This is a genomic window from Streptomyces caelestis (assembly GCF_001279005.1).
GTDB classification, from domain to species: domain Bacteria; phylum Actinomycetota; class Actinomycetes; order Streptomycetales; family Streptomycetaceae; genus Streptomyces; species Streptomyces heliomycini.
Genome location: NZ_LGCN01000254.1, coordinates 1 through 17,744, shown reverse-complemented (window position 1 = coordinate 17,744; position 17,744 = coordinate 1). Strand labels below are relative to the sequence as shown.

18 protein-coding genes and 1 pseudogene are annotated in these 17,744 nt (G+C 72.3%); 11 read left to right on the top strand and 8 right to left on the bottom strand.

The window, feature by feature from the left end; translation table 11 throughout:
• Both ADK41_RS43705 and ADK41_RS41905 read left to right on the top strand, forming a co-directional pair.
• Window positions 1-95: pseudogene (locus ADK41_RS43705) on the top strand (VOC family protein); the annotation flags it as partial.
• A 153-nt stretch (window positions 96-248) separates the two neighbouring features.
• Entirely contained in the window at window positions 249-398 is a 150-nt protein-coding gene (locus ADK41_RS41905) for a hypothetical protein (RefSeq protein ID WP_158717737.1), read from the top strand.
• A 636-nt stretch (window positions 399-1,034) separates the two neighbouring features.
• Here ADK41_RS41905 and ADK41_RS35320 read toward each other — a convergent pair.
• The gene (locus ADK41_RS35320) at window positions 1,035-1,358 is read right to left on the bottom strand and encodes a winged helix-turn-helix domain-containing protein (protein WP_063756635.1); all 324 of its coding nucleotides are present in this window, start codon (window positions 1,356-1,358) and stop codon (window positions 1,035-1,037) included.
• Entirely contained in the window at window positions 1,358-1,837 is a 480-nt protein-coding gene (locus ADK41_RS35315; RefSeq protein WP_030837007.1) for a MarR family transcriptional regulator, read from the bottom strand. The genes ADK41_RS35320 and ADK41_RS35315 overlap by 1 nt, the downstream gene beginning before the upstream one ends.
• 1,251 nt (window positions 1,838-3,088) lie before the next feature.
• Between ADK41_RS35315 and ADK41_RS35310 the strand changes: the two genes are divergently transcribed.
• The 4 genes from ADK41_RS35310 to ADK41_RS35295 all read left to right on the top strand — a co-directional run bounded on the left by ADK41_RS35310 (window position 3,089) and on the right by ADK41_RS35295 (window position 7,488).
• Window positions 3,089-3,973, top strand: coding sequence for an SGNH/GDSL hydrolase family protein (locus ADK41_RS35310; RefSeq protein WP_030837005.1), 885 nt, complete (start codon window positions 3,089-3,091; stop codon window positions 3,971-3,973).
• A 141-nt stretch (window positions 3,974-4,114) separates the two neighbouring features.
• Window positions 4,115-4,483 (top strand): YbjQ family protein, encoded by a 369-nt coding sequence (locus ADK41_RS35305; RefSeq protein WP_030837002.1) that lies wholly within the window; start codon window positions 4,115-4,117, stop codon window positions 4,481-4,483.
• 329 nt (window positions 4,484-4,812) lie between these two features.
• Window positions 4,813-5,262 (top strand): DUF5707 domain-containing protein, encoded by a 450-nt coding sequence (locus tag ADK41_RS35300; protein ID WP_030837000.1) that lies wholly within the window; start codon window positions 4,813-4,815, stop codon window positions 5,260-5,262.
• A 177-nt stretch (window positions 5,263-5,439) separates the two neighbouring features.
• Window positions 5,440-7,488: a BTAD domain-containing putative transcriptional regulator gene (locus ADK41_RS35295; RefSeq protein ID WP_037805331.1), complete on the top strand. Its 2,049-nt coding sequence runs from the start codon at window positions 5,440-5,442 to the stop codon at window positions 7,486-7,488.
• Between the two features lie 175 nt (window positions 7,489-7,663).
• Here the strand turns inward: ADK41_RS35295 and ADK41_RS35290 are convergent, their stop codons facing one another.
• Window positions 7,664-8,245: a sigma-70 family RNA polymerase sigma factor gene (locus tag ADK41_RS35290; protein WP_030836994.1), complete on the bottom strand. Its 582-nt coding sequence runs from the start codon at window positions 8,243-8,245 to the stop codon at window positions 7,664-7,666.
• A 492-nt stretch (window positions 8,246-8,737) separates the two neighbouring features.
• On the opposite strand from ADK41_RS35290, the gene ADK41_RS35285 reads away from it, so the two are divergent.
• The 4 genes from ADK41_RS35285 to ADK41_RS35270 all read left to right on the top strand — a co-directional run bounded on the left by ADK41_RS35285 (window position 8,738) and on the right by ADK41_RS35270 (window position 10,986).
• Window positions 8,738-9,076 (top strand): beta/gamma crystallin domain-containing protein, encoded by a 339-nt coding sequence (locus tag ADK41_RS35285; RefSeq protein WP_051843694.1) that lies wholly within the window; start codon window positions 8,738-8,740, stop codon window positions 9,074-9,076.
• Between the two features lie 118 nt (window positions 9,077-9,194).
• Window positions 9,195-9,557 carry a DUF1304 domain-containing protein gene (locus ADK41_RS35280; protein ID WP_030836989.1) on the top strand — a complete coding sequence of 121 codons (363 nt, stop codon included), beginning with the start codon at window positions 9,195-9,197 and terminating at the stop codon, window positions 9,555-9,557.
• 372 nt (window positions 9,558-9,929) lie between these two features.
• The gene (locus ADK41_RS35275; protein ID WP_030836986.1) at window positions 9,930-10,196 is read left to right on the top strand and encodes a hypothetical protein; all 267 of its coding nucleotides are present in this window, start codon (window positions 9,930-9,932) and stop codon (window positions 10,194-10,196) included.
• A 355-nt stretch (window positions 10,197-10,551) separates the two neighbouring features.
• A complete protein-coding gene (locus tag ADK41_RS35270; protein WP_030836983.1) occupies window positions 10,552-10,986 on the top strand; it encodes a hypothetical protein in 435 nt (144 codons plus the stop codon).
• A 184-nt stretch (window positions 10,987-11,170) separates the two neighbouring features.
• On the opposite strand, the gene ADK41_RS35265 is transcribed toward ADK41_RS35270, so the two are convergent.
• Both ADK41_RS35265 and ADK41_RS35260 read right to left on the bottom strand, forming a co-directional pair.
• Window positions 11,171-12,265, bottom strand: coding sequence for a winged helix DNA-binding domain-containing protein (locus ADK41_RS35265; protein WP_030836980.1), 1,095 nt, complete (start codon window positions 12,263-12,265; stop codon window positions 11,171-11,173).
• A gap of 241 nt (window positions 12,266-12,506) precedes the next feature.
• Window positions 12,507-12,929, bottom strand: a complete 423-nt coding sequence (locus tag ADK41_RS35260) for a VOC family protein (RefSeq protein WP_030836977.1) — start codon at window positions 12,927-12,929, stop codon at window positions 12,507-12,509.
• Between the two features lie 160 nt (window positions 12,930-13,089).
• Here ADK41_RS35260 and ADK41_RS35255 point away from each other — a divergent pair, with 160 nt between their 5' ends.
• The gene (locus ADK41_RS35255) at window positions 13,090-14,079 is read left to right on the top strand and encodes a helix-turn-helix transcriptional regulator (protein WP_106979628.1); all 990 of its coding nucleotides are present in this window, start codon (window positions 13,090-13,092) and stop codon (window positions 14,077-14,079) included.
• A gap of 204 nt (window positions 14,080-14,283) precedes the next feature.
• Here the strand turns inward: ADK41_RS35255 and trxB are convergent, their stop codons facing one another.
• The 3 genes from trxB to epsC form a co-directional block, all read right to left on the bottom strand.
• The gene (gene trxB, locus ADK41_RS35250) at window positions 14,284-15,243 is read right to left on the bottom strand and encodes a thioredoxin-disulfide reductase (RefSeq protein ID WP_030836971.1); all 960 of its coding nucleotides are present in this window, start codon (window positions 15,241-15,243) and stop codon (window positions 14,284-14,286) included.
• 40 nt (window positions 15,244-15,283) lie between these two features.
• Entirely contained in the window at window positions 15,284-16,807 is a 1,524-nt protein-coding gene (locus ADK41_RS35245) for an FAD-binding oxidoreductase (protein WP_030836968.1), read from the bottom strand.
• A 113-nt stretch (window positions 16,808-16,920) separates the two neighbouring features.
• Window positions 16,921-17,613 carry a serine O-acetyltransferase EpsC gene (gene epsC / locus ADK41_RS35240; RefSeq protein WP_234319187.1) on the bottom strand — a complete coding sequence of 231 codons (693 nt, stop codon included), beginning with the start codon at window positions 17,611-17,613 and terminating at the stop codon, window positions 16,921-16,923.
• Between the last annotated feature and the right edge of the window lie 131 nt (window positions 17,614-17,744).

Below are 17,744 nucleotides of genomic sequence, written 5' to 3'. Positions count from 1 at the left end.
GCAACCGGTCGCTGCTGTTCCGTGACCCCGACGGCAACCTCGTCAACTTCTTCACCCCCGTCACCCCGGCGGCCAGGGAGAAGTTCGCACGCTGACGCCGGGTTCCGCGAGCATGCGGTGCCCTGACCGTGCGTTCCCTCGGGCGGGGTTCGCCTCCGTCCTGTTCCCCTCCACCGACTGCGACTTCGTACGCGAGCAGCGTGTCGACGAGCATCCGCCGCTGATCCGGTGGCAGGGGAGCCAGTGCCTTGCGCCACACCGATGCGCCGGGGCGCGGGCCGAGCGGCGATCGCGCGTTGCTGGTCGGCGTACTCGGCGAGGACGTCCGCGAGCGGATCGTGATGACGATCGTCGGCGTCCCCAGCAGACGCTCGGGAACCGCCGGCGTGGTGGCCTGACGCACTCTCGCGGATCGGGGCTGCTCGCCCCGCGGTGGGCGGCCTGCCCGACGGCGTCTCCACGACGGGCCACCCGCACCTCGCCCGGGCAGCGGCGCCTCAGCCAACGGTCTCCCTCTGCCGCCCCCCTGGGCGGAATCACCGGGGCGATGTCACGGGCCGGATTATCACGCCGTGATAATCGCCGACGCCGTCGCGTCCTCCCGCAGGCGGTGCGGTGCCGGTCGTCCGGCGCGAAGGCGGCGGTATGACGCGGGTGTCAAGGTCTTCCGTGGTGCCGGCACATCACCCTCGCCATGCTCGCCCTGACCTTCCTGACCGCCCTCCCCGCCGTCTTCACCCCGCCGGCCCTGTCAGCGACCGGGCTGCCGCACTGGTCCACCCGGCGCAGACACCACCAGGCAACAACCCGGCACAGCCACTACCGGCGACGATCCACCGACGAACCCGCCGAACAGACCGCGAAACCGGACTGGAGCATTGAGAGGTGGATCCCGGGTGAGGGAGAGCGGGAACGTCGAAGGCCGGCCACTGCACACCTGGGCGTACGGGATCCGCAGTCGCAGCTCATATGTTCCCCCACCGTGAAGCGACCCGACTCTGGAGTCGGGTCGCTTCACCGCGCTGCACCACCCTTCAGCTGCCGACAGCCCGCAGGTGGCGTCCGGCCGGGCCGCGGTCCTCGAACAGGGCCGGGGCGAGCCGATAGTGCTTGACGCTTCCCACGCTGCCGGTGATCTCCAGCCAGCCGGCCTCAAGCAGCTCCTTGCGGGTGCGAGAGAGCACCGGCGGTGTCATCCCTACGGTGGCGGCCAGCTCGCTGGCCTTGATCATCACCGTTCCGTCGGGCCGCTGCTCCGAGGATGCGTAGAGCATGACGACGATCCGCTGGTTGGGACTGAGGACGCGCCCGGTCTTCCTGAGCAGGTACTGGACGTCTTCCGCGTCGTGAATCCTCATCAGGCCTCGCCCTTCTTCCGACGCCGGCGGTCACGGGGCTCGCGCACCCTGGTCTCTGGCGGGTTCCAGTCCTTCACGGCTTCACGGTGGGCGAAGCCAGTACCGATGAAGGCGAGGTAGGGCGTGCACCTGTAGAAGGTGGTCCGCCCGAGCCCGCCAGCCTCGACCAGCAGCCGAGCCTGCTTGAGGACCTTCACCACTCTCGACAGAGCATCCGGGCTCATGCCGAGTTCTGCCGCGATATCCGCACCCGTACGCATGATGGCTTCCTCGCTCGTCTCCGTGGCGAACCAGTACCAGACGAGAACCCGGAACTCCCGGTCGGTCAGGCCTGAGGCGGCCGAAGCCAGCTCCCGGCCCTTGCGGATGCCCACGTTGATGTGAGCCCCGTCGAAGGCGTAGTTGGCGCGGTACACCTCTTCGAACTCGCCTGTGTCCTGATCGACCAGGGCGAGGATCTTTCGCGCCTGTTCTGCCATGTGAGGGCCGTCCCTGCAAGTCGGTATGGGGCCGGTAAGCGATCAGGCTCGGGAAACAGATCACTTACCAGGAAGAGCATTACCACATTGCTAAGTGATCCCGCTGCAGAGTCGGATCGGTGTGCCACACGAGCAGTGTGCTCATAGGTACCTGATCCGATCCCCGAGTCGGATCGATCCGCTTCGGGGATCGGGTCATCCCGCTCCCAGGATCGGGTCAACCCGATCCGTGAGTCGTCAAAGACGATCCCAGGATCGGGTATGCCGCTTCCCCAGTCGGATCATTGTGAGTGTTTTTGCAGGTCAGGGCCGCGTTGAAGGCTGCGAGTTCTTCATGCATGAAGGACGTCGGGCTCGCGAGTCTCCAGCAGGCCCTGCGGGCCGGCGCAAGCGCTGGTCCTCGGGCGTGTCGACTGCCTGCCGTCTTCCCCGTACGGGTCAGGGGTGGCCGGGCGAAGGCAACGACAGGAAGCGTGGCTGGAGTGATCTGTGGCTGAGGTGGCACACGCGCGCCTGGCATGTCGGCCTGGCCACCGTCGTGGCGGACTGGTCGGGGCTGAGGTCGTACAGGGAGGGCAGTTGGAAGGCGCCGAGCAGGTACCGCAGGCCGTCTGTGGTCGTGGTTCGCGGTATCCGGATTCGGTGGTCACTCCCCCGGCAGGTGCCCAAGCCCGGATCACAAGGGGATGGCAACGACGCGACCCGTCTGCGCGTTGCGCGCGTCGAACATGACTTCGGAGTCATGTCCTGAGGCCCCGTCACACCCTCTGACCTGCGGAAATGTGATCCTCTCTCTTCTCTATAAGTGCGGGTCCATGTCTGCTTGCGCTTCCTGTGGCTGATCTCGAGAGTCATCTGTTCGACGTCGTCATCAACGACCCTGTGGGTGAGCGACTGTGGCGCCAGGGCGCTTCGCCCCTCCACGCAGTCGCCTCGATCCGGGCCTGGAGCACTCCCTGCCCTGAAGGAACCCGCACCACAGAAAGTCAGCCACGACGGTGCAGGCGCCCGAACGACCGGGCGCGCGTATGTCTCCCGCAGCCCCGTCCCGGTCTCAGCCACGCTGCCCTCTTTTCGAGGACCCCGACGGACCGGCTCGCCTCACACGGTGAGTCACCACGTCTCCAGGGTGGGGAGCCGAGGTGAACCGGGTCGGTTCCGCCGTCGTTCAGGCGAACGGTGGGCCCACGCGCCACGCGCGGAAGGGCACACCGCTGATCCGTACGGTTTCTTCCACATCAAGGGGACTTCATGGTCCGATCCCGCCCGTTCTTCAGGGCCCGCAAGGGGGCGGCGACGGCCGCCGCCCTCACCGCGGCCACCGCCTCACTGCTGACCGCCGGGGCCGCGCCGGCCATCGCGGTCGGCGCCTCAGGACAGGGATCCGTCAAGAACTACGTCGCCCTGGGTGACTCCTACGCCGCCGGCACCGGTCTGGCCCAGCAGACGAACGCGGCGTGCGGTCGTTCTGTCGGCAGCTACCCGTGGTGGATCGCCGAGACGTACAAGCCGGCCGTGTTCAAGGACGTCACCTGCAGTGGCGCGACCACCCGCTCGCTGTGGAACCAGGAGGGCTCCGCCGCCCCGCAGGTGAATGCCCTCACCAGGGACACCGACCTGGTGACCGTCACCCTCGGCGGCAACGACCTCGGCTTCTCCGACGTGCTCACCACGTGCGTCCTGGCCGGGCTCACCACCCGGGAGGGGACTCCCTGCCGGGACAAGGCGGCCAAGGACGTGGACGCGGGCTTCGCCAAGCTGAACACACGTCTGCCCGACATGCTCACCGACATCAAGCGGCGCAGCCCCGACGCGCGTGTCGTCGTGGTCGGATACCCCAACCCGTTCCCCGCCGACGGGAGCGCCTGCGGTTCCTCCGTGCCCCTGGCCGAGGGGGACGTCGCCTGGCTCCACCGGACCACGAACCGGCTGAACATCATGCTGCAGTTGGCGGCCCTCACGAAGCAGGCCGAGTACGTCGACACCTCTTCGGCGTTCCGGGGCAGGGACATGTGCAGCCCTTCGTCGGGGCAGTGGATCAACCCGCTGCTGCCGCGGACGCCCGGCTCCGCCCACCCCAACGCCGTCGGCCACCTGATGACGGCCTCCACGGTGTACGAGCGGCTCGGGAAGTAGTCGCCGCCCTTCCCACCGGGCCGCGTGGACACGCGGGTCCGGCGGGGGAGTGGTGAACCGGCACCGTGCCGACGTCGTTGGGACGGATGACGGATGACAGATGTCCGATCGTTCATTTCTTTCTCTCACAAAGGCGGATCCATGCTCATTGACGACTACACCGGGGGCACGGCGCAGGGCTCGGACGTTCTGGTCGTGACCACCAATGAAGTGCCCGGGCACGAGGTGAAGCAGGTCATCGGGGAGGTGTTCGGGCTGACGGTCCGTTCCCGCAACCTGGGCTCCCAGCTCGGCGCGGGACTGAAGTCGGTGATCGGCGGTGAGCTGAAGGGCCTGACCAAGACGCTGGTGCAGACCCGGAACGAGGCGACGGAACGGCTGGTCGAGGCCGCCAGGGCCCGCGGTGCGAACGCCGTGCTCGCCACGCGTTTCGACGTCACGACGGCCCAGGACGTCGGTACCGAGGTCTGCGCCTACGGAACGGCTGTGATCATCGCTCCGGCCGCCTAGGGGCAAGCGGAGTTCGAGCTCGGGGCGGCCGGAGTTGTCCGGCCGCCCCGAGCGTTTTCCGTGGCCAGGACGTCGTGTCCGGCTTCGTGGGAAAGGGGGGCGAGGGCCGCGGGTGAGGGGCTGTCCTCGGGCTCGAGGTGGACCCCGTTCTCTTACCTGGGGTGCAGACGCTGCACCCGCGGTTCCACACGATGATCCTTCCGCGGCGTGAGGATCACCCCCTGTTCCCGGCCATAGGCTCGATCACATCGGGAAAGCGGCCGGTCGACCACCGGTTCTCCTCGCTCTCCCGCACCTCGACACTCCACTCACCCACAGGGGGAACCCTCATGTCCAAGCGCGTTCTCGTCCCGTCCGTCATCGCCCTCGGCGCCCTCGGCGCCCTCGCCGTCGGCGGCTACGCCATGGCCTCCACCGCCGTACGGCCGACCGTGGAGAACGGCTCCGCCCGCTATCTCGCCCCCTCCCAGCTGAAGGCGGGCACGCTCTCCTACACCGCGGACGTGAGCGACGACTCCGGCATCCGCGAGACCAGGGTCATCGCCTGGCCGGCGAGCTCCGCACTCGACCCCACCGAGCCGGAGATGCGGTACGTGGACAAGGCCGACTGCCGCAGCACCTCGGACCGGACGTCCCGCTGCGCCTACACCCTGAAGGTGACCCGGCAGGACGCCGCCGACCTCGCGGAAGGCACCTGGCACGTGTCGGTGCTCGCGACGGCCAAGGACGGCGACACCACGTTCCTGCCCCGCGCCGCCACGTTCGACGTCACCCGCTGACCCGTCACCAGGCCCCGGAACCGGCTCGGTCCGGCACCGGGGCGCCTGGGACGGGGAGGAGCGGCCCGCACGGCCGGAGCGGATTCCCGGTGCGGCCGGCGGCCCCCTCCTTCCCGCCGGTGTCGACGCCGTCTCCGCCACCGCCTTGAGCCGTCACCCCGCCGGAAGGAGTCTGCCGTGTCCCGTACCGCCGAGCCCCTCGCCTTCGCCGCCGTCCGCCACGACGGGCCCCGGTGCGACGACGGGGGCCCGTCCGCCCCGTTCTTCGGCGTGCTCGGCCCGCTGGAGGTGCGGGGCGACCGCGGGCACATCGACCTCGGCCCGCCGCAGCGCCGGGCCCTGCTGCTGCGGCTACTCATGGAGGACTGCCGTCCCGTGAGCGTGGGGCGCATCTGCGACGACCTGTGGAACGGCAGACCGCCCGCCTCAGCCGCCTCCTCGGTGCACGCGCACATCAGCCGGCTTCGGTCCGTGCTGGAGGAGCCCACCGCGGGGCGGACGTCGCCGCTCCTGGCCAGCACCTCCGCCGGATACGTCCTGCGGGCCGCCCCCGACCGCCGGGACGCCGTCCTGTTCGAGGAGGCCGTCGAGCACGGTCACCGCCTGGCCGATGAAGGCCGTACCGACCGTGCGCTCCGGACGGTCGAACGGGCCCTGGCACGGTGGCGGGGGCAGCCCTACGCCGACGCACAGGCGCACTCCTTCGCCCGGCAGGAAGCCGACCGGCTGACCGAACTGCACTGGTCGGCCCGGGACCTGCGGGCCCGGCTGCTGCTCGGCGAGGGCCGCCTCGAACAGGCGATATCGACCTGTATGGAACTCGTCGGCGAGAACCCGCTGCGCGAGACGTCCTGGGTGACGCTGCTGCGGGCCCTGCAGGCGGACGGCCGTACCGCGGAGGCGCTCCAGCGGTACGAGACGGTGCGCCGCACCTTGGCGGACACCCTCGGAGCCGATCCCGGGCCCCTGCTGCGGCGGACCCATCTGGCGTTGCTGCGCCAGGAGCCGGCCGACGGCACGCCCGGCACGGTCCGGCGCCTCGCTGTCCCTGCTCCTGCCCCTGCCCCGGTTCCGACCAGCCGGGGCCGCCAGCTCTCCGCCCTGGGGGAACTGTTCGCCAGGGCGGGAACGGGCCGTACGGTATGGGCCGTGCTGCACGGCGCCACCGGCACCGGGAAGACGTGGCTGCTGCGGGAGTTCGGCCGCAGGGCGCGCGCCCGTGGATCGGTCGTGGTGCACGACCGGTACCCGCGGCGCACGGCGCCGCAGGGCGCGGCCGGGTACGGCGGCGGCGCGGCCCTGCGCCTCCTGCGGGAGCCATGGGCCGTACCGGGCGGGGCGGCCCGGCACACGGAGCCCGTCCTGTGCCTCGTCGACGGCGTCCAGAACGCACCGCCCGAGGACCTGGAGGCGCTGGCGGTCCACGCGGACCTGCCGGGCGAGGTCCCGCTCATGGTGGTGTGCGCGGTCACGGAGGTCCGCGACCCCGCGGTCGCCGCGTTCCAGGCTCGACTGGCCCGGAGCGGGGCCGGGCTCATCGAGGTGGGGCCGCTCGACATCGCCGACGTCGAGGAGCTGCTGCGGGCGAGGGACACGGACCGGGCGGGGAGTCCGCGAACCGGCGGCGCCGTGGACGTGGACGGAGGAGCCGGCCCGGGCGACGGGCCGGGTGCGGCGCACATGTGGCGCCCGAGCGGCTCGCACCCGCCCCACGGCTTCTTCCCGCCGTCCGCCGAGGCGGCCGGGCTGCATGCCCTGACCGGGGGCAACGCCTTCTACCTGACCGAGGTCATCGGGGCGTCGGACGGCCTCCCCGCCGGCACCCCGGTACGCGTGCCGCACGCGGTCCGCTGCGAGGTCCGCGCGCGGCTGGCCGCGCTGTCGCCCGACGCCCGGCGCGTCGTGGAGGCGGCGGTCCTGTCCGGCCCGGTCGAGGCGCGGTTCCTGGCACGCGCCTGCGCGTTGCCCTTCACCGTCGTCCTGCGGGCACTGGAGGACGCCGCCGACGCCGGGCTGATGACCTGGGAGCGGGCCGGCGGCCCGTCGCTGTCGGACGCGTACGCCTTCTCCTGCGAACTCGTCCGCGGCGCACTGCTCGCCGACATGCCCCCGTCCCGTGCCCACACCGCCCGGACGGCGGTCGCCCGGGCGAAGACGCGGCCGGCGGAGCAGCGGCCCGGTCCGGCCGCCCTGCCGGCTGCCGCCGCCACCCTCCAGCGGGGCTGACGGGCGGTCAAGGTCCCTTGTGCACCTTGACGTCACCGCTTCCCTGCGAGAAGCCTCGCGCACCGGTTCACGAGCACCGGTGACGGACGGGCGCGGGAACGGCCCGCGCGTGACGGTGTGCCGGGACGCCCCGCGACACGGACGGTGCGGTGACGGCGGATCCGGCACCATGCCGTCACCTGCCGACCACTCCCCGCTCCTCCAACGCCTTGCGCAGTGCCCGGAGGGCGTAGAAGGCGCGGCTCTTGACGGTGCCGGGAGGGATGCCGAGGTGCTCGGCCGTCTGGGCCACACTGCACTCCAGGTAGTACATCAGCCTGATGACGGTCCGCTGCTGCTCCGTCAGCTCCTGCAGCGCCTCCAGCACCACATGGAGGGTGAGCAGGTTCTCCGAGGTCTCCCGGGGGGTGTCGAGCTCCTCGACCGGCATCAGTTCCAGCGGCCGGAGCCGCCGGGAGCGGTGGTGGTCGATGACGAGGTTCCTGACCACGGTGAAGAGCCACGGCCGGACGAGTTCGTCGCGCGTGCCCAGGTAGGGGGCGTGCTTCCAGGCCCGGGCCGTCGTCTCCTGGAGGACGTCCTCCGCCTTGTGCCAGTCCCCGTCCAGCAGCCGTGCCGCATACCGCAGGAGCAGGGGGCCGTACCGGTCGTAGACCGTGCGGACGAAGGTGTCGTGGTCGACGTCCGACAGGGGGTGCCGGGTGGGGGTCCGGCCCGGGGCGGGGGCGGCGGTTCCCGCCTCCGAAGTCCCGTTCATGGGGGTGACCAATCTTCTTCCGGTGGTGCTGTGGCGTGGCTGCCGCCCGAGGGCGGCAGCATGGGGCCACACTCTCCGGAAGGCCTTGGCCAAACCTTGTCGTCTCCTTGTCGCGGGTGGCCGCCGCGCCTTGTCCGCGCCATGGGGGAGAGCGGTCGCCGTCCGCGGACCGGGTGGAAGCCGTACAGGTCGACGAAGAGCCGCCCGTCGGGAAGGCGGTGCGCGATCCCCTGGGCGGGGTGGACGGCGCAGGTGTGCGGAGCGGTGAGGACACCGTCGTCCGATTCCCGCGCGCCGAGGGGAGGTTGACAGGTCCATTCCCTGCAACGCGGCCGAGATCGCCCGCACGGTGAACCGGAGATCTCCGCTCGTCGTAGGCCCAGTGGGACGCACACGCGTCCGGCCGGCCCGAGCGGTGACGGCTGCGGCTCTCCCGGCCGCACGCCCCGCTCCCACGGCACGGCATCTCACAGAAGGAAAGTTCTCCCACTCATGAAGAAGCGTTTCATTCAGCGCCTCTCGCTCACCGCTGCCACCGCGGCGGCGATGACGCTCCTGCTGCCCGCCTCCCCGGCGGCCGCGATCAACCAGACCGACTGCGGTGACCGGACGGACTTCGTGAAGGTCTGGTACAACGGCGGCGCCGACACCAAGTGCTTCGCCAACGCGGGCACCATCACCCCCGCCCTCGCCGACGTCGAGCGCATCACGTCCGGCAACAACAACATCCACGTGTGGCTGGGCAACGAGATCAGGGCCATGGGCAAGTGGTCCTCGATCCGCGACATCGAGAACCTCGACGTCCCGCTGTACGTCCTGCAGATCCACTGATCCACTGACCCGCCGGATCCGGATCGATCGCCGTGCGCCGGGGCCGTCCCGTCCCGGCGCACGGCGATCGAAGAACGGCCCGGCCCCCGCCCACGCACTCCGAGGAGTACGCACACCGATGGAGACGACCGCGAACGTGCTGACCGGCCTGGTGGCCGCGCTGCACGTCTACTTCCTGGTCCTGGAGATGTTCCTGTGGGAGAGGAAGCCGGGCCGCGCGCTCTCCGGCTTCGACACGTCCCTGGCCCGGGCCACCGCGCCGCTGGCCGCCAACCAGGGCCTCTACAACGGTTTCCTGGCGGCGGGCCTGGTCTGGGGAACGACCGCGGGGGATCCGACCGGGTTCCGGGTTCAGGTCTTCTTCCTCGTCTGCGTGGTCGTCGCCGGCGTGTACGGCGGTCTCACCGCCAACCGGCGCATCCTGGCGGCGCAGGCACTCCCCGGAGTACTGGCGCTCGCTGCGGTCCTGCTGGCCCGGTGACCGTTGCCGCCCGACACCGGCGGCGCGACGCGAAGGGGACCCCGGCGGCGGAGACCCGCCGTGCGGTCGGCCCCGCCCGGTTCCCGGCGCGGGGAGTGCCCGTGCCGCCAGGGGGTCTCGGGGCGGGCGTGGGGAGAGCTGCCCCGGGGCAGTCCGGTGCACTCACCTCGAGAACGCTGCCAGGCGGGGGTCCGTTCACACCGCGCGGAGATTTTCCGGCAGGTGTCGTCCGGACCTCCGGACCCATCCGCGCGCCGGACACCGACCACGACGGCCGGGGCGGTGACGCGGACCGGGAGCGGCGGGTGAACCGGTGCGGTGGTGAGGACGTTCCCAACCGTGGCAGCCGCAGCACGGTCCGAAGGAGACAGGGTGAACTGCGAACAGACCAGGGAAGAACTGGCCGTCCTGGCCCTCGCCGGGGACCGGCACGGCCGGCCGGACGCCGGCATCTCGGAGCATCTCGGACGGTGCGCGGAGTGCTCGGCCGAACAGCGGCGGTTCGCCGAGGTGACCCTGGTGCTCTCGGGCATCGGGCTGCCCTCGTTCGAAGGGCTTCCCGCAACCGGTGCCCGGACCGTACCGGAGACCCCCTGTCGGCCCGGACGCGACGACGCCCCCCGGCCGGGGGGCGGGTGACGGCCGTGGGACTAGAGGTCGAGGACGGCGCGGGAGGAAGAAGACGGCGAAGGGTGCCGTGCAGGGCGCCGACCAGCTGACGGCTCAAGATGAGCCCGACCCTGTGGATAACCCCGGCACCCCCTCTGACCAGCTGATGGCTCAAGATGAGCCCGACCCTGGGCTCAACTTGAGCCCGACCCCGGTTCAAGATGAGCCCGAGGTCGGGTTCAACTTGAGCCCGACCTCGGGTCAAGATGAGCCACTAACCGTCAGTGACCCACCAGAGAAACCTCAGGGAACCGTCCGTCCCTCCGTAGGTTCCCGCCCCGAGCCTCGGAAGGAGGGAAGGACGGACGGGAAGAAGCCGCCCGAGGTGGTGATCGCGTTGACCGAGGGCGTGCGGTTCCTCCAGTCGCTCGGCGACGCCCACCCGACGTTGATGCTCACCGGCAAGCCACTGCGCGACCAGGGCCTGGTCGTCGACGAACTGTTCCGTCTCGGCTGGAAGGACGAGGTCCTGTGGGAGCTGCTGGCCCGCCCGCTCCCCACGCCGCTGCGGAAGGACGTGAGCGCCGTCCTCGCGAAGCGGCTGAGTGACGCCCTGGTCTCTCCGGTGCCCGGTCCCCGCCGCGCGTGGGAGGACGCCCGGGAGGCGCCGCCGGCCCCGCGGCGGCACGTCGCCGGTGCGGACCCCGTGATCCGCCGCGCGTACGAGTGCCAGGGGGACCGGGGGATGTGCGGGGTGCCCGTGGCGGCGGAGGGCGAGGTGTGCCCCAGGTGCGCGCGGATGTCGGAACCGGCCCGGTGACGGCGGACGGCGTGCGGTGTGGGCGGTGGTCCGGGCCCTGGCCGGAGGCGCCGGAGGAGGGGAGGGCCGGAGCCCGACTGCCTGCGCGTCGAGGAGACCCAGGCCCTGTGGCCCGGCCGCGACCGCCGCGTCCCGGTTCCTTCGCGGACGGTCCCGTCGCGTCGGGGACCGGGCGGCGCGAGCGTCAGTCCTCGGTGCCGAGCCGGACGTCCTCGATGCCTTCGTCCAGGAAGGTGGCCAGGTCCTGGGCTTCGGCGTGGACGGCTTCCTGTTCCGGGGCGGTGAGGGGGCGGAGGGGGCTGATGTGAAGCCGGTGGTCGCGCACGGTCCAGGTGGCGGTGACGCGTCCGTCGACGAGGACCGTACGGTGGCCTGCCACGGACAGACCGAGGTGGGGGGCGTCGATGATGCGGCTGCGGTCGTGGTAGCCGAGGACGGCGTTGTCGAAGGCCGGGAGGAACCGGACGGGGGCCGGGGTGTCGGGGTGGGGGCGGGGTGCGTCGGGCAGGTCGAGCAGTTCGCGGCCGCGTTCGTCGCGGAAGACGACGAGTTCTTCCCGGCAGGCCTTGACGGCGGCGGGAAGACCGGTGAGGCCGCACCAGGCGCGCAGGTCCGCGCCGGCGGCGGGCCCGTAGGCGGCGAGGTAGCGGCGCAGCAGCCGCTGCCCGACGGGATCGCCGTCCCCGGTGGGCAGGGGGTCGATGTCCCGTTCCAGCCAGATGGCCAACGGCAGGTTGCGCACGCCTGCCCGCTGCTGCCACAGGCCGCGGGGCGGGAGTTGGGCCATGGGGACGAGGGCTGCGACGAGCAGCTCGCCCAGGACGCGGCGTGGTGGGCCGGGCCAGCGGTCTTCGAGGGCCTGCACGAGTTCGCGCATGGTGCGGGGTTGCCGGTCGGCCGTCACCGCGCGGCCTGCGGCGGCGACCTCGTCCATGTCGATGCCGGCCAGTTCGTTTCGGTAGGTGCCGCGTACGCGTTGCCGGAGCATGGTGTCGTGGCGGGCCCGCCAGGCGAGCGCGTCGCCCGCGGTGACGAGGTGGACGGTGCGGCGCATCAGGTGGGTGCGCACCACCGTGCGGCCGGTCAGCGCGTCGTCCAGTCGTCCGGGTTCGAAGCCGGCCAGCCGGGACCACAGGCCGATGAAGGGCTCCTGGGGTTCCTGCGCCTGCAGGCCGCACAGGTGGGCCACCGCCTCGGGCACGGGGGTGTCGGTGCGCGTGAGCAGGTGCTGGCGGGCGAGGGTGGCGCGGTTGAGGGCGCGGTTGTCGAGGATGGTCATGGCGTGCTCAGGCTGCGGCTCGGTCGTGGGGCGGGCGTCGGCGCAGGTGCGTGCGGGTGGGGGAGAGGGGTGGGCAGGAGGCGTCCGGAGGGCGGGCGTCGGTGCCGGTCCGTTCCGGCTTCCGCATGCGCACGGTGACCTGTTTCCTTCCGTTGTCGTACGTGTTCGGTGCCCGCGCCGTCCGGGCCGCGCGTGTCGCCGCGGTGGCCCGGACGGTGCGGTTCCTGTCGGGACGTCCGGTTCAGCCGTTGTACGGGGCGGTGACGTCCAGGACCCAGGTGACGCCGAAGCGGTCGGTGAGCATGCCGTACAGCGGCGCCCACGGTGCGGGCTCCAGCGGACGCACGACGGCCGAGCCCTCGGCGAGCCTGCCCCACAGGGCGCCGATCTCCTCGGCGTCGTCACCGCGTACGGAGACGAAGAACGGGTTCTCGCCCTGGTTCCAGGGCAGCTGCGAGGGCACGTCGTAGGCCATGACGTGGAAGCCGTTGTCGCCGGCCACCTCGCCCCACATCACCCAGTCCGCCTCGCTCTCGTTCTGCACGGCGCCCGCGTCCTTGTAGGTGACCGCGACGGTGCGTCCGCCGAAGACGGACCGGTAGAAGTCCAGCGCCTCGCGTGCGGCGCCCCGGAAGTTCAGGTGAGTGGTGGTCGTGACGGACACGGGCTTGCTCCTTGCCTCGATGTGACGCATGCGCCGCCGTCCCGGCCGGTCCGGGTGGCGACCGCCGTGACCAGGGGTGATGTCTCCTGAGCGGCTTGTACGCCACCGTGTCAGGAGTACCGGACAGGATGTGTCCTCTACTGCGGGGATCATGGATCCCATGCAGAAGACGTCCTCCCGGCTGCTCGCGCTCCTCTCGCTGCTCCAGACCCACCGTGACTGGTCCGGCGAGGATCTCGCCGGGCGTCTGGACGTCACCTCGCGCACCGTGCGCCGCGACATCGACCGGCTGCGCGACCTCGGTTACCCGATCACCACCGTCAAAGGGCCGGCCGGCGGTTACCGGCTGGAGGCCGGCACCCGTATGCCACCTCTCCTGTTCGACGACGGCCAGGCCGTCGCCCTGGCCGTCGCGCTGCGGACCGCGGCCACCGGCACCGCCGTCGCCGAGGACGCCGCCCGGGCCCTGGCCACCCTCCGCCAAGTCATGCCACCCCATCTGCGCCACCGCATCGACCTGTTGCGCGTCACCGCCGTCCGGCCGCCCGAGGCCGGCGACACTCCCGAGGTGGACCCTCAGGTCCTGATGGAGCTCAGTCGCGTCCTCCACGCCCGCCAGGAACTGCGTCTCGACCACACTCCGGGCCCGGGCACCTCGGCCGGCGCCCCCCGCCGCGTACAACCCCACCACCTGGTCACCTGGCGCCATCGCTGGTACCTCGTGGCCTGGGACCTCGACCGCGAGGACTGGCGCACCTTCCGCGTCGACCGCATCCGGCTCCGCACACCCGCCGGCCCTCGCTTCACCCCGCGCGAACTGCCCGGCGGCGACGTCTCCACGTTCATCACCGGCCGGTTCCGCGGCAACGACGGCACGACCACCGACTGGCCCTGCCGAGGCGAGGTCGTCCTCCACCTTCCGGCCGCCGACGTCGCCCCCTTCGCCCGGGACGGAATCGTCGAGGAGCTCGGCCCCCACCACTGCCGGCTCACCCTCGGCTCCTGGTCCTGGACCGGACTCGCCACCGCCCTCGGCCACTTCGACACCGACATCGAAGTCGTCGGCCCACCGCAACTGGCCACGGCGTTCGCGGACCTCGCCGCCCGCTACGCCCGCGCCGCGGGACCGGGGACCGGTCCGCCGCCGTGAGAACGAACGACGAGCAGGCCCTCGGCCCGGCCCGGCCTCAGGTCGGGGCCGAGGACGCCGCACGCCGATCCGGGCGGGCGCACCGGCACCCCGTGGTTCGGGCCGGAGGACGGCTGCCGGTTCCTGGACCGGCACCCGAGGTGAGGCCGGGCGGTCCGACGGCACGCCACGGTGCACGGCGGATCACGGGTCGGCCGCGGGTCCTCAGCAGAGTCCGATCCTGGGGTTGTCCGCGAGGTGGCGTTCCGCGTCCAGGGCCGCCGCGCAGCCCGTGGCGGCGGCCGTGACGGCCTGGCGGTAGGTGTGGTCGACCGCGTCGCCCGCGGCGAAGACGCCGGGGACGCCGGTGCGGGTGGTGGGGGAGGCGACCTCGATGTAGCCGGCGTCGTCGAGGGCCAGCTGGCCCTTGAACAGGTCGGTGCGGGGGTCGTGGCCGATGGCCACGAAGAGGCCCGTGACCGGGAGGGGGCGCTCCTCGCCGGTGACGGTGTCGCGCAGGGTCAGGGAGGTGAGGCGGTCCTCGCCGTGGATCTCGGCGACCTCGCTGTTCCAGGCGAAGGATATCTTCGGGTTGCCGAAGGCACGTTCCTGCATGACCTTGGAGGCGCGCAGGGCGTCGCGCCGGTGGACGACCGTCACGGACGCGGCGAAGCGGGTGAGGAAGGTGGCCTCCTCCATCGCGGTGTCGCCGCCGCCCACGACCGCGATGTCCCGGTCCTTGAAGAAGAAGCCGTCGCAGGTGGCGCAGGAGGAGACGCCGCGGCCGGAGAGCGCGTCCTCGCGGGGCAGTCCCAGCTTGCGGTGCTGCGAGCCGGTGGCGACGATCACGGTGCGGGCGTGGTGCTCGGCGCCGGTGGAGTCGGTGACGGTCTTGATGTCACCGGTGAGGTCCACCGCGGTGATGTCGTCGTCGACGATCTCGGCGCCGAACCGTTCGGCCTGTTCGCGCATGCGGTCCATCAGGTCGGGGCCCATGACCCCCTCGGGGAAGCCGGGGAAGTTCTCCACCTCCGTGGTGGTGGTGAGGGCGCCGCCGACGAGGAGGGAGCCGGCGAAGACCAGCGGGGTCAGTTGGGCGCGGGCGGTGTAGAGGGCTGCGGTGTAGCCGGCGGGGCCGGAGCCGATGATGATGACGTCGCGTACGCGGTCGCCGGTGCTGGTCACGGTGGGTCCTTCGGTCGGAGGCGGGCCGTGGCGGGGCGGGTCAGTCGACGGCTTGGGCGAAGCGGAAGAAGCGGTCGGGGTCGTAGGCCCGCTTGACGGTCCGCAGGCGGGCGTAGTTGTCGCCGTAGTAGGCCTGGCGCCAGGTGGTGAGGGCCGGGTCCATGTAGTTCTGGTACGAGCGGTGGTTGGACTGGGGGTCCAGGGTGGTGTGGGCCTTGTCCACCCAGGCCTGGGCCCGGTCGCGGTCGCCCGCGGCGGGGTCGGCGGTGGGCAGGGTGACGGCGTAGCCGGCGTTGAGCACCGCGTCGCGGTGGACGAACGCGGTGGCGGTGGGGGACACCTCGTTGATGCGGCCGCCGTAGGGGAACAGGCCGAGGAAGCGGAACTGGCCGGGGGCGGGGTCCGCGATGAAGGCGTCCAGGGCGGCCTGGGCGGTGGCGGGGGTCCAGGGCCGGTCGAAGAACAGGTTGCGCTGGGTGGTGTGGGAGTCGCGGGGGAGCTGGGCCTCGGGGGTGAAGCCGACGCGGTGGCACGCGTCGACGGTCGTGTCGCCGCAGCCGTACACCTGCATCATCGCCTGGGTGTAGGGGAGTTCGCTGCTGGTGCGGTTGGTGCCGGGGTGGCCGACCGCGGTGGTGAGCCGGTCCAGGAGGCGGTCGCAGTCGCTCTTGGCGCCGTGGTAGCCGCCGGTGAGGACGACGTTGGGCTCCGTGCCGGCGGGGGCGTCGGTGGAGTGCAGGAACATCAGTTCGCAGGCGAGTTCGCGGGGTGCGGACGCCATCCAGTCCTGCCAGGCGAGGATCACCTGGACGGCGTCGGAGTAGCGGAAGTTGAGGTTGAAGAGGGTCAGGACCGGGATCCGCACGGGCCGTACCTCGTAGGCGGTGACGATGCCGAAGTTGCCGCCGCCGCCCCCGCGCAGCGCCCAGAACAGGTCGGGGTGAGAGGTGGCGGAGGCGCGTACGGTGCGGCCGTCGGCGAGGACGACGCGGGCGGAGACGAGGCGGTCGGAGCCCATGCCGTACGCGCGGGAGGTGTAGCCCAGGCCGCCGCCCTGGATCCAGCCGCCCATGGCGACGGTGGGGCAGGTGCCGCCGGCGACCTGGATGCCGTACGGGGAGAGGGCGTTGACGACGTCGACGCCCTGGCTGCCGGCGCCGAGGTGGACGGTGGAGCCGCCGACGCGGACGCCGTCGAGGCGGGAGACGTCGATGACCAGGCCGGGGCTCGTGGAGTAGCCGGCGGCGCTGTGGCCGCCGCTGCGGACGGCGGTGGCCAGGCCGTTGTCCTGGGCGAAGCGGACGCAGGCGGCGACGTCGGCGTCGGTGGCGCAGTAGGCGACGGCCTGCGGGTGGACGGCGTCGAACTGGGCGAGCTGGAGCTGCCGGGCGGTGTCGTAGCCGGCGTCGTCGGGCAGGACGAGACGGCCGGCGAGACCGTCCCGCAGAGTGCTCCAGGGCACCGCGGCGCCGGCGGCGAGGACGAAGCCGCCGGTGGTGGCGGTGAGGGCGACCGCCGCGGTGGAACCGGCCGAGGCCCGTATGAGGGAGCGTCTGCTGAGCACGTGGGTCACTCTCCGTTGCGTCCGGTCGGGCAGTGTGCGGGTGTGCGGGTGTGCGGTTCAGGTGCAGCATCCCCGAGGGCGGCGGGGGTACGGAGAAATCGAAACGGAGTTCGTCATCTCCGCGCTGCGTGACCGGATTTGGGGCGGGGCGTCGCGGGCAGGTCGCGCAGGACCAGGGAGTGGGCGGCGATGCTGCGGCCGTCGCCGACGGTGACCGGGCCCAGGACGGAGGCGCCCGTGCCGATGAGGACCCCGTCGCCCACCACGGGGTGGCGGCGCCGGCCGCTGTCGCTGTCGCGCAGCCAGCCGCGCGAGCCGAGGGTGACGCCGTGGTACAGCGTCACGTCGTCGCCGACGACCGCGGTCTCGCCGATGACGACGCCGAACCCGTGGTCGATGAAGGCGCGCCGGCCGATGCGGGCGCCGGCGTGGATCTCCATGCCGGTCAGCAGCCGGGCCAGGCGGGTGAGGACGGCGGCCCGCAGCCGGCGTCCGTTCGCGTAGTGGCGGTGGGCCAGCCGGTGCAGGGCCAGGCCCTGCCAGCCGGCGTGCAGCAGCGCCTCCAGCCGGCCGGAGCAGGACGGATCGCGGTCGAGGACGGCCCGGAGGTCCTCGCCGATCAGCCGCCGCAGCGAGGGGGTGCCACCGGGGGCGGGGGTCCTCGGGGCCCGGCGCCGGGCGCGCCCGGTGACGCCGGGGCGGGGTGCGTCGCGTTCCGGCGTGCCGGTGACGAGTGCTGCGCGGGGACCGACGAGGGCCGGCCCGCTACGGGCGCCCTCGGAGGCCGCGCCCGGGAAGCTCGGCACGGGCGCGCCCGGGGCTGGGGCGAGTGTGCCCGGAGCCGGGATGGGGGTGGGTCGCGAACCCGTGCCGGGGGCGCCGCCCGGGAGTGCGGCCGTGGGTTGCGGGGCGGGTGTGCCCGGAGTCGGGGCGGGGG

Bases quoted from the DNA above. Each gene is read 5' to 3' on its own strand.
- ADK41_RS35320 (WP_063756635.1), bottom strand. From the start codon at position 1,358: ATGAGGATTCACGACGCGGAAGACGTCCAGTACCTGCTCAGGAAGACC.
- ADK41_RS35315 (WP_030837007.1), bottom strand. From the start codon at position 1,837: ATGGCAGAACAGGCGCGAAAGATCCTCGCCCTGGTCGATCAGGACACA.
- ADK41_RS35310 (WP_030837005.1), top strand. From the start codon at position 3,089: ATGGTCCGATCCCGCCCGTTCTTCAGGGCCCGCAAGGGGGCGGCGACG.
- ADK41_RS35305 (WP_030837002.1), top strand. From the start codon at position 4,115: ATGCTCATTGACGACTACACCGGGGGCACGGCGCAGGGCTCGGACGTT.
- ADK41_RS35300 (WP_030837000.1), top strand. From the start codon at position 4,813: ATGTCCAAGCGCGTTCTCGTCCCGTCCGTCATCGCCCTCGGCGCCCTC.
- ADK41_RS35290 (WP_030836994.1), bottom strand. From the start codon at position 8,245: ATGAACGGGACTTCGGAGGCGGGAACCGCCGCCCCCGCCCCGGGCCGG.
- ADK41_RS35285 (WP_051843694.1), top strand. From the start codon at position 8,738: ATGAAGAAGCGTTTCATTCAGCGCCTCTCGCTCACCGCTGCCACCGCG.
- ADK41_RS35280 (WP_030836989.1), top strand. From the start codon at position 9,195: ATGGAGACGACCGCGAACGTGCTGACCGGCCTGGTGGCCGCGCTGCAC.
- ADK41_RS35265 (WP_030836980.1), bottom strand. From the start codon at position 12,265: ATGACCATCCTCGACAACCGCGCCCTCAACCGCGCCACCCTCGCCCGC.
- ADK41_RS35255 (WP_106979628.1), top strand. From the start codon at position 13,090: ATGCAGAAGACGTCCTCCCGGCTGCTCGCGCTCCTCTCGCTGCTCCAG.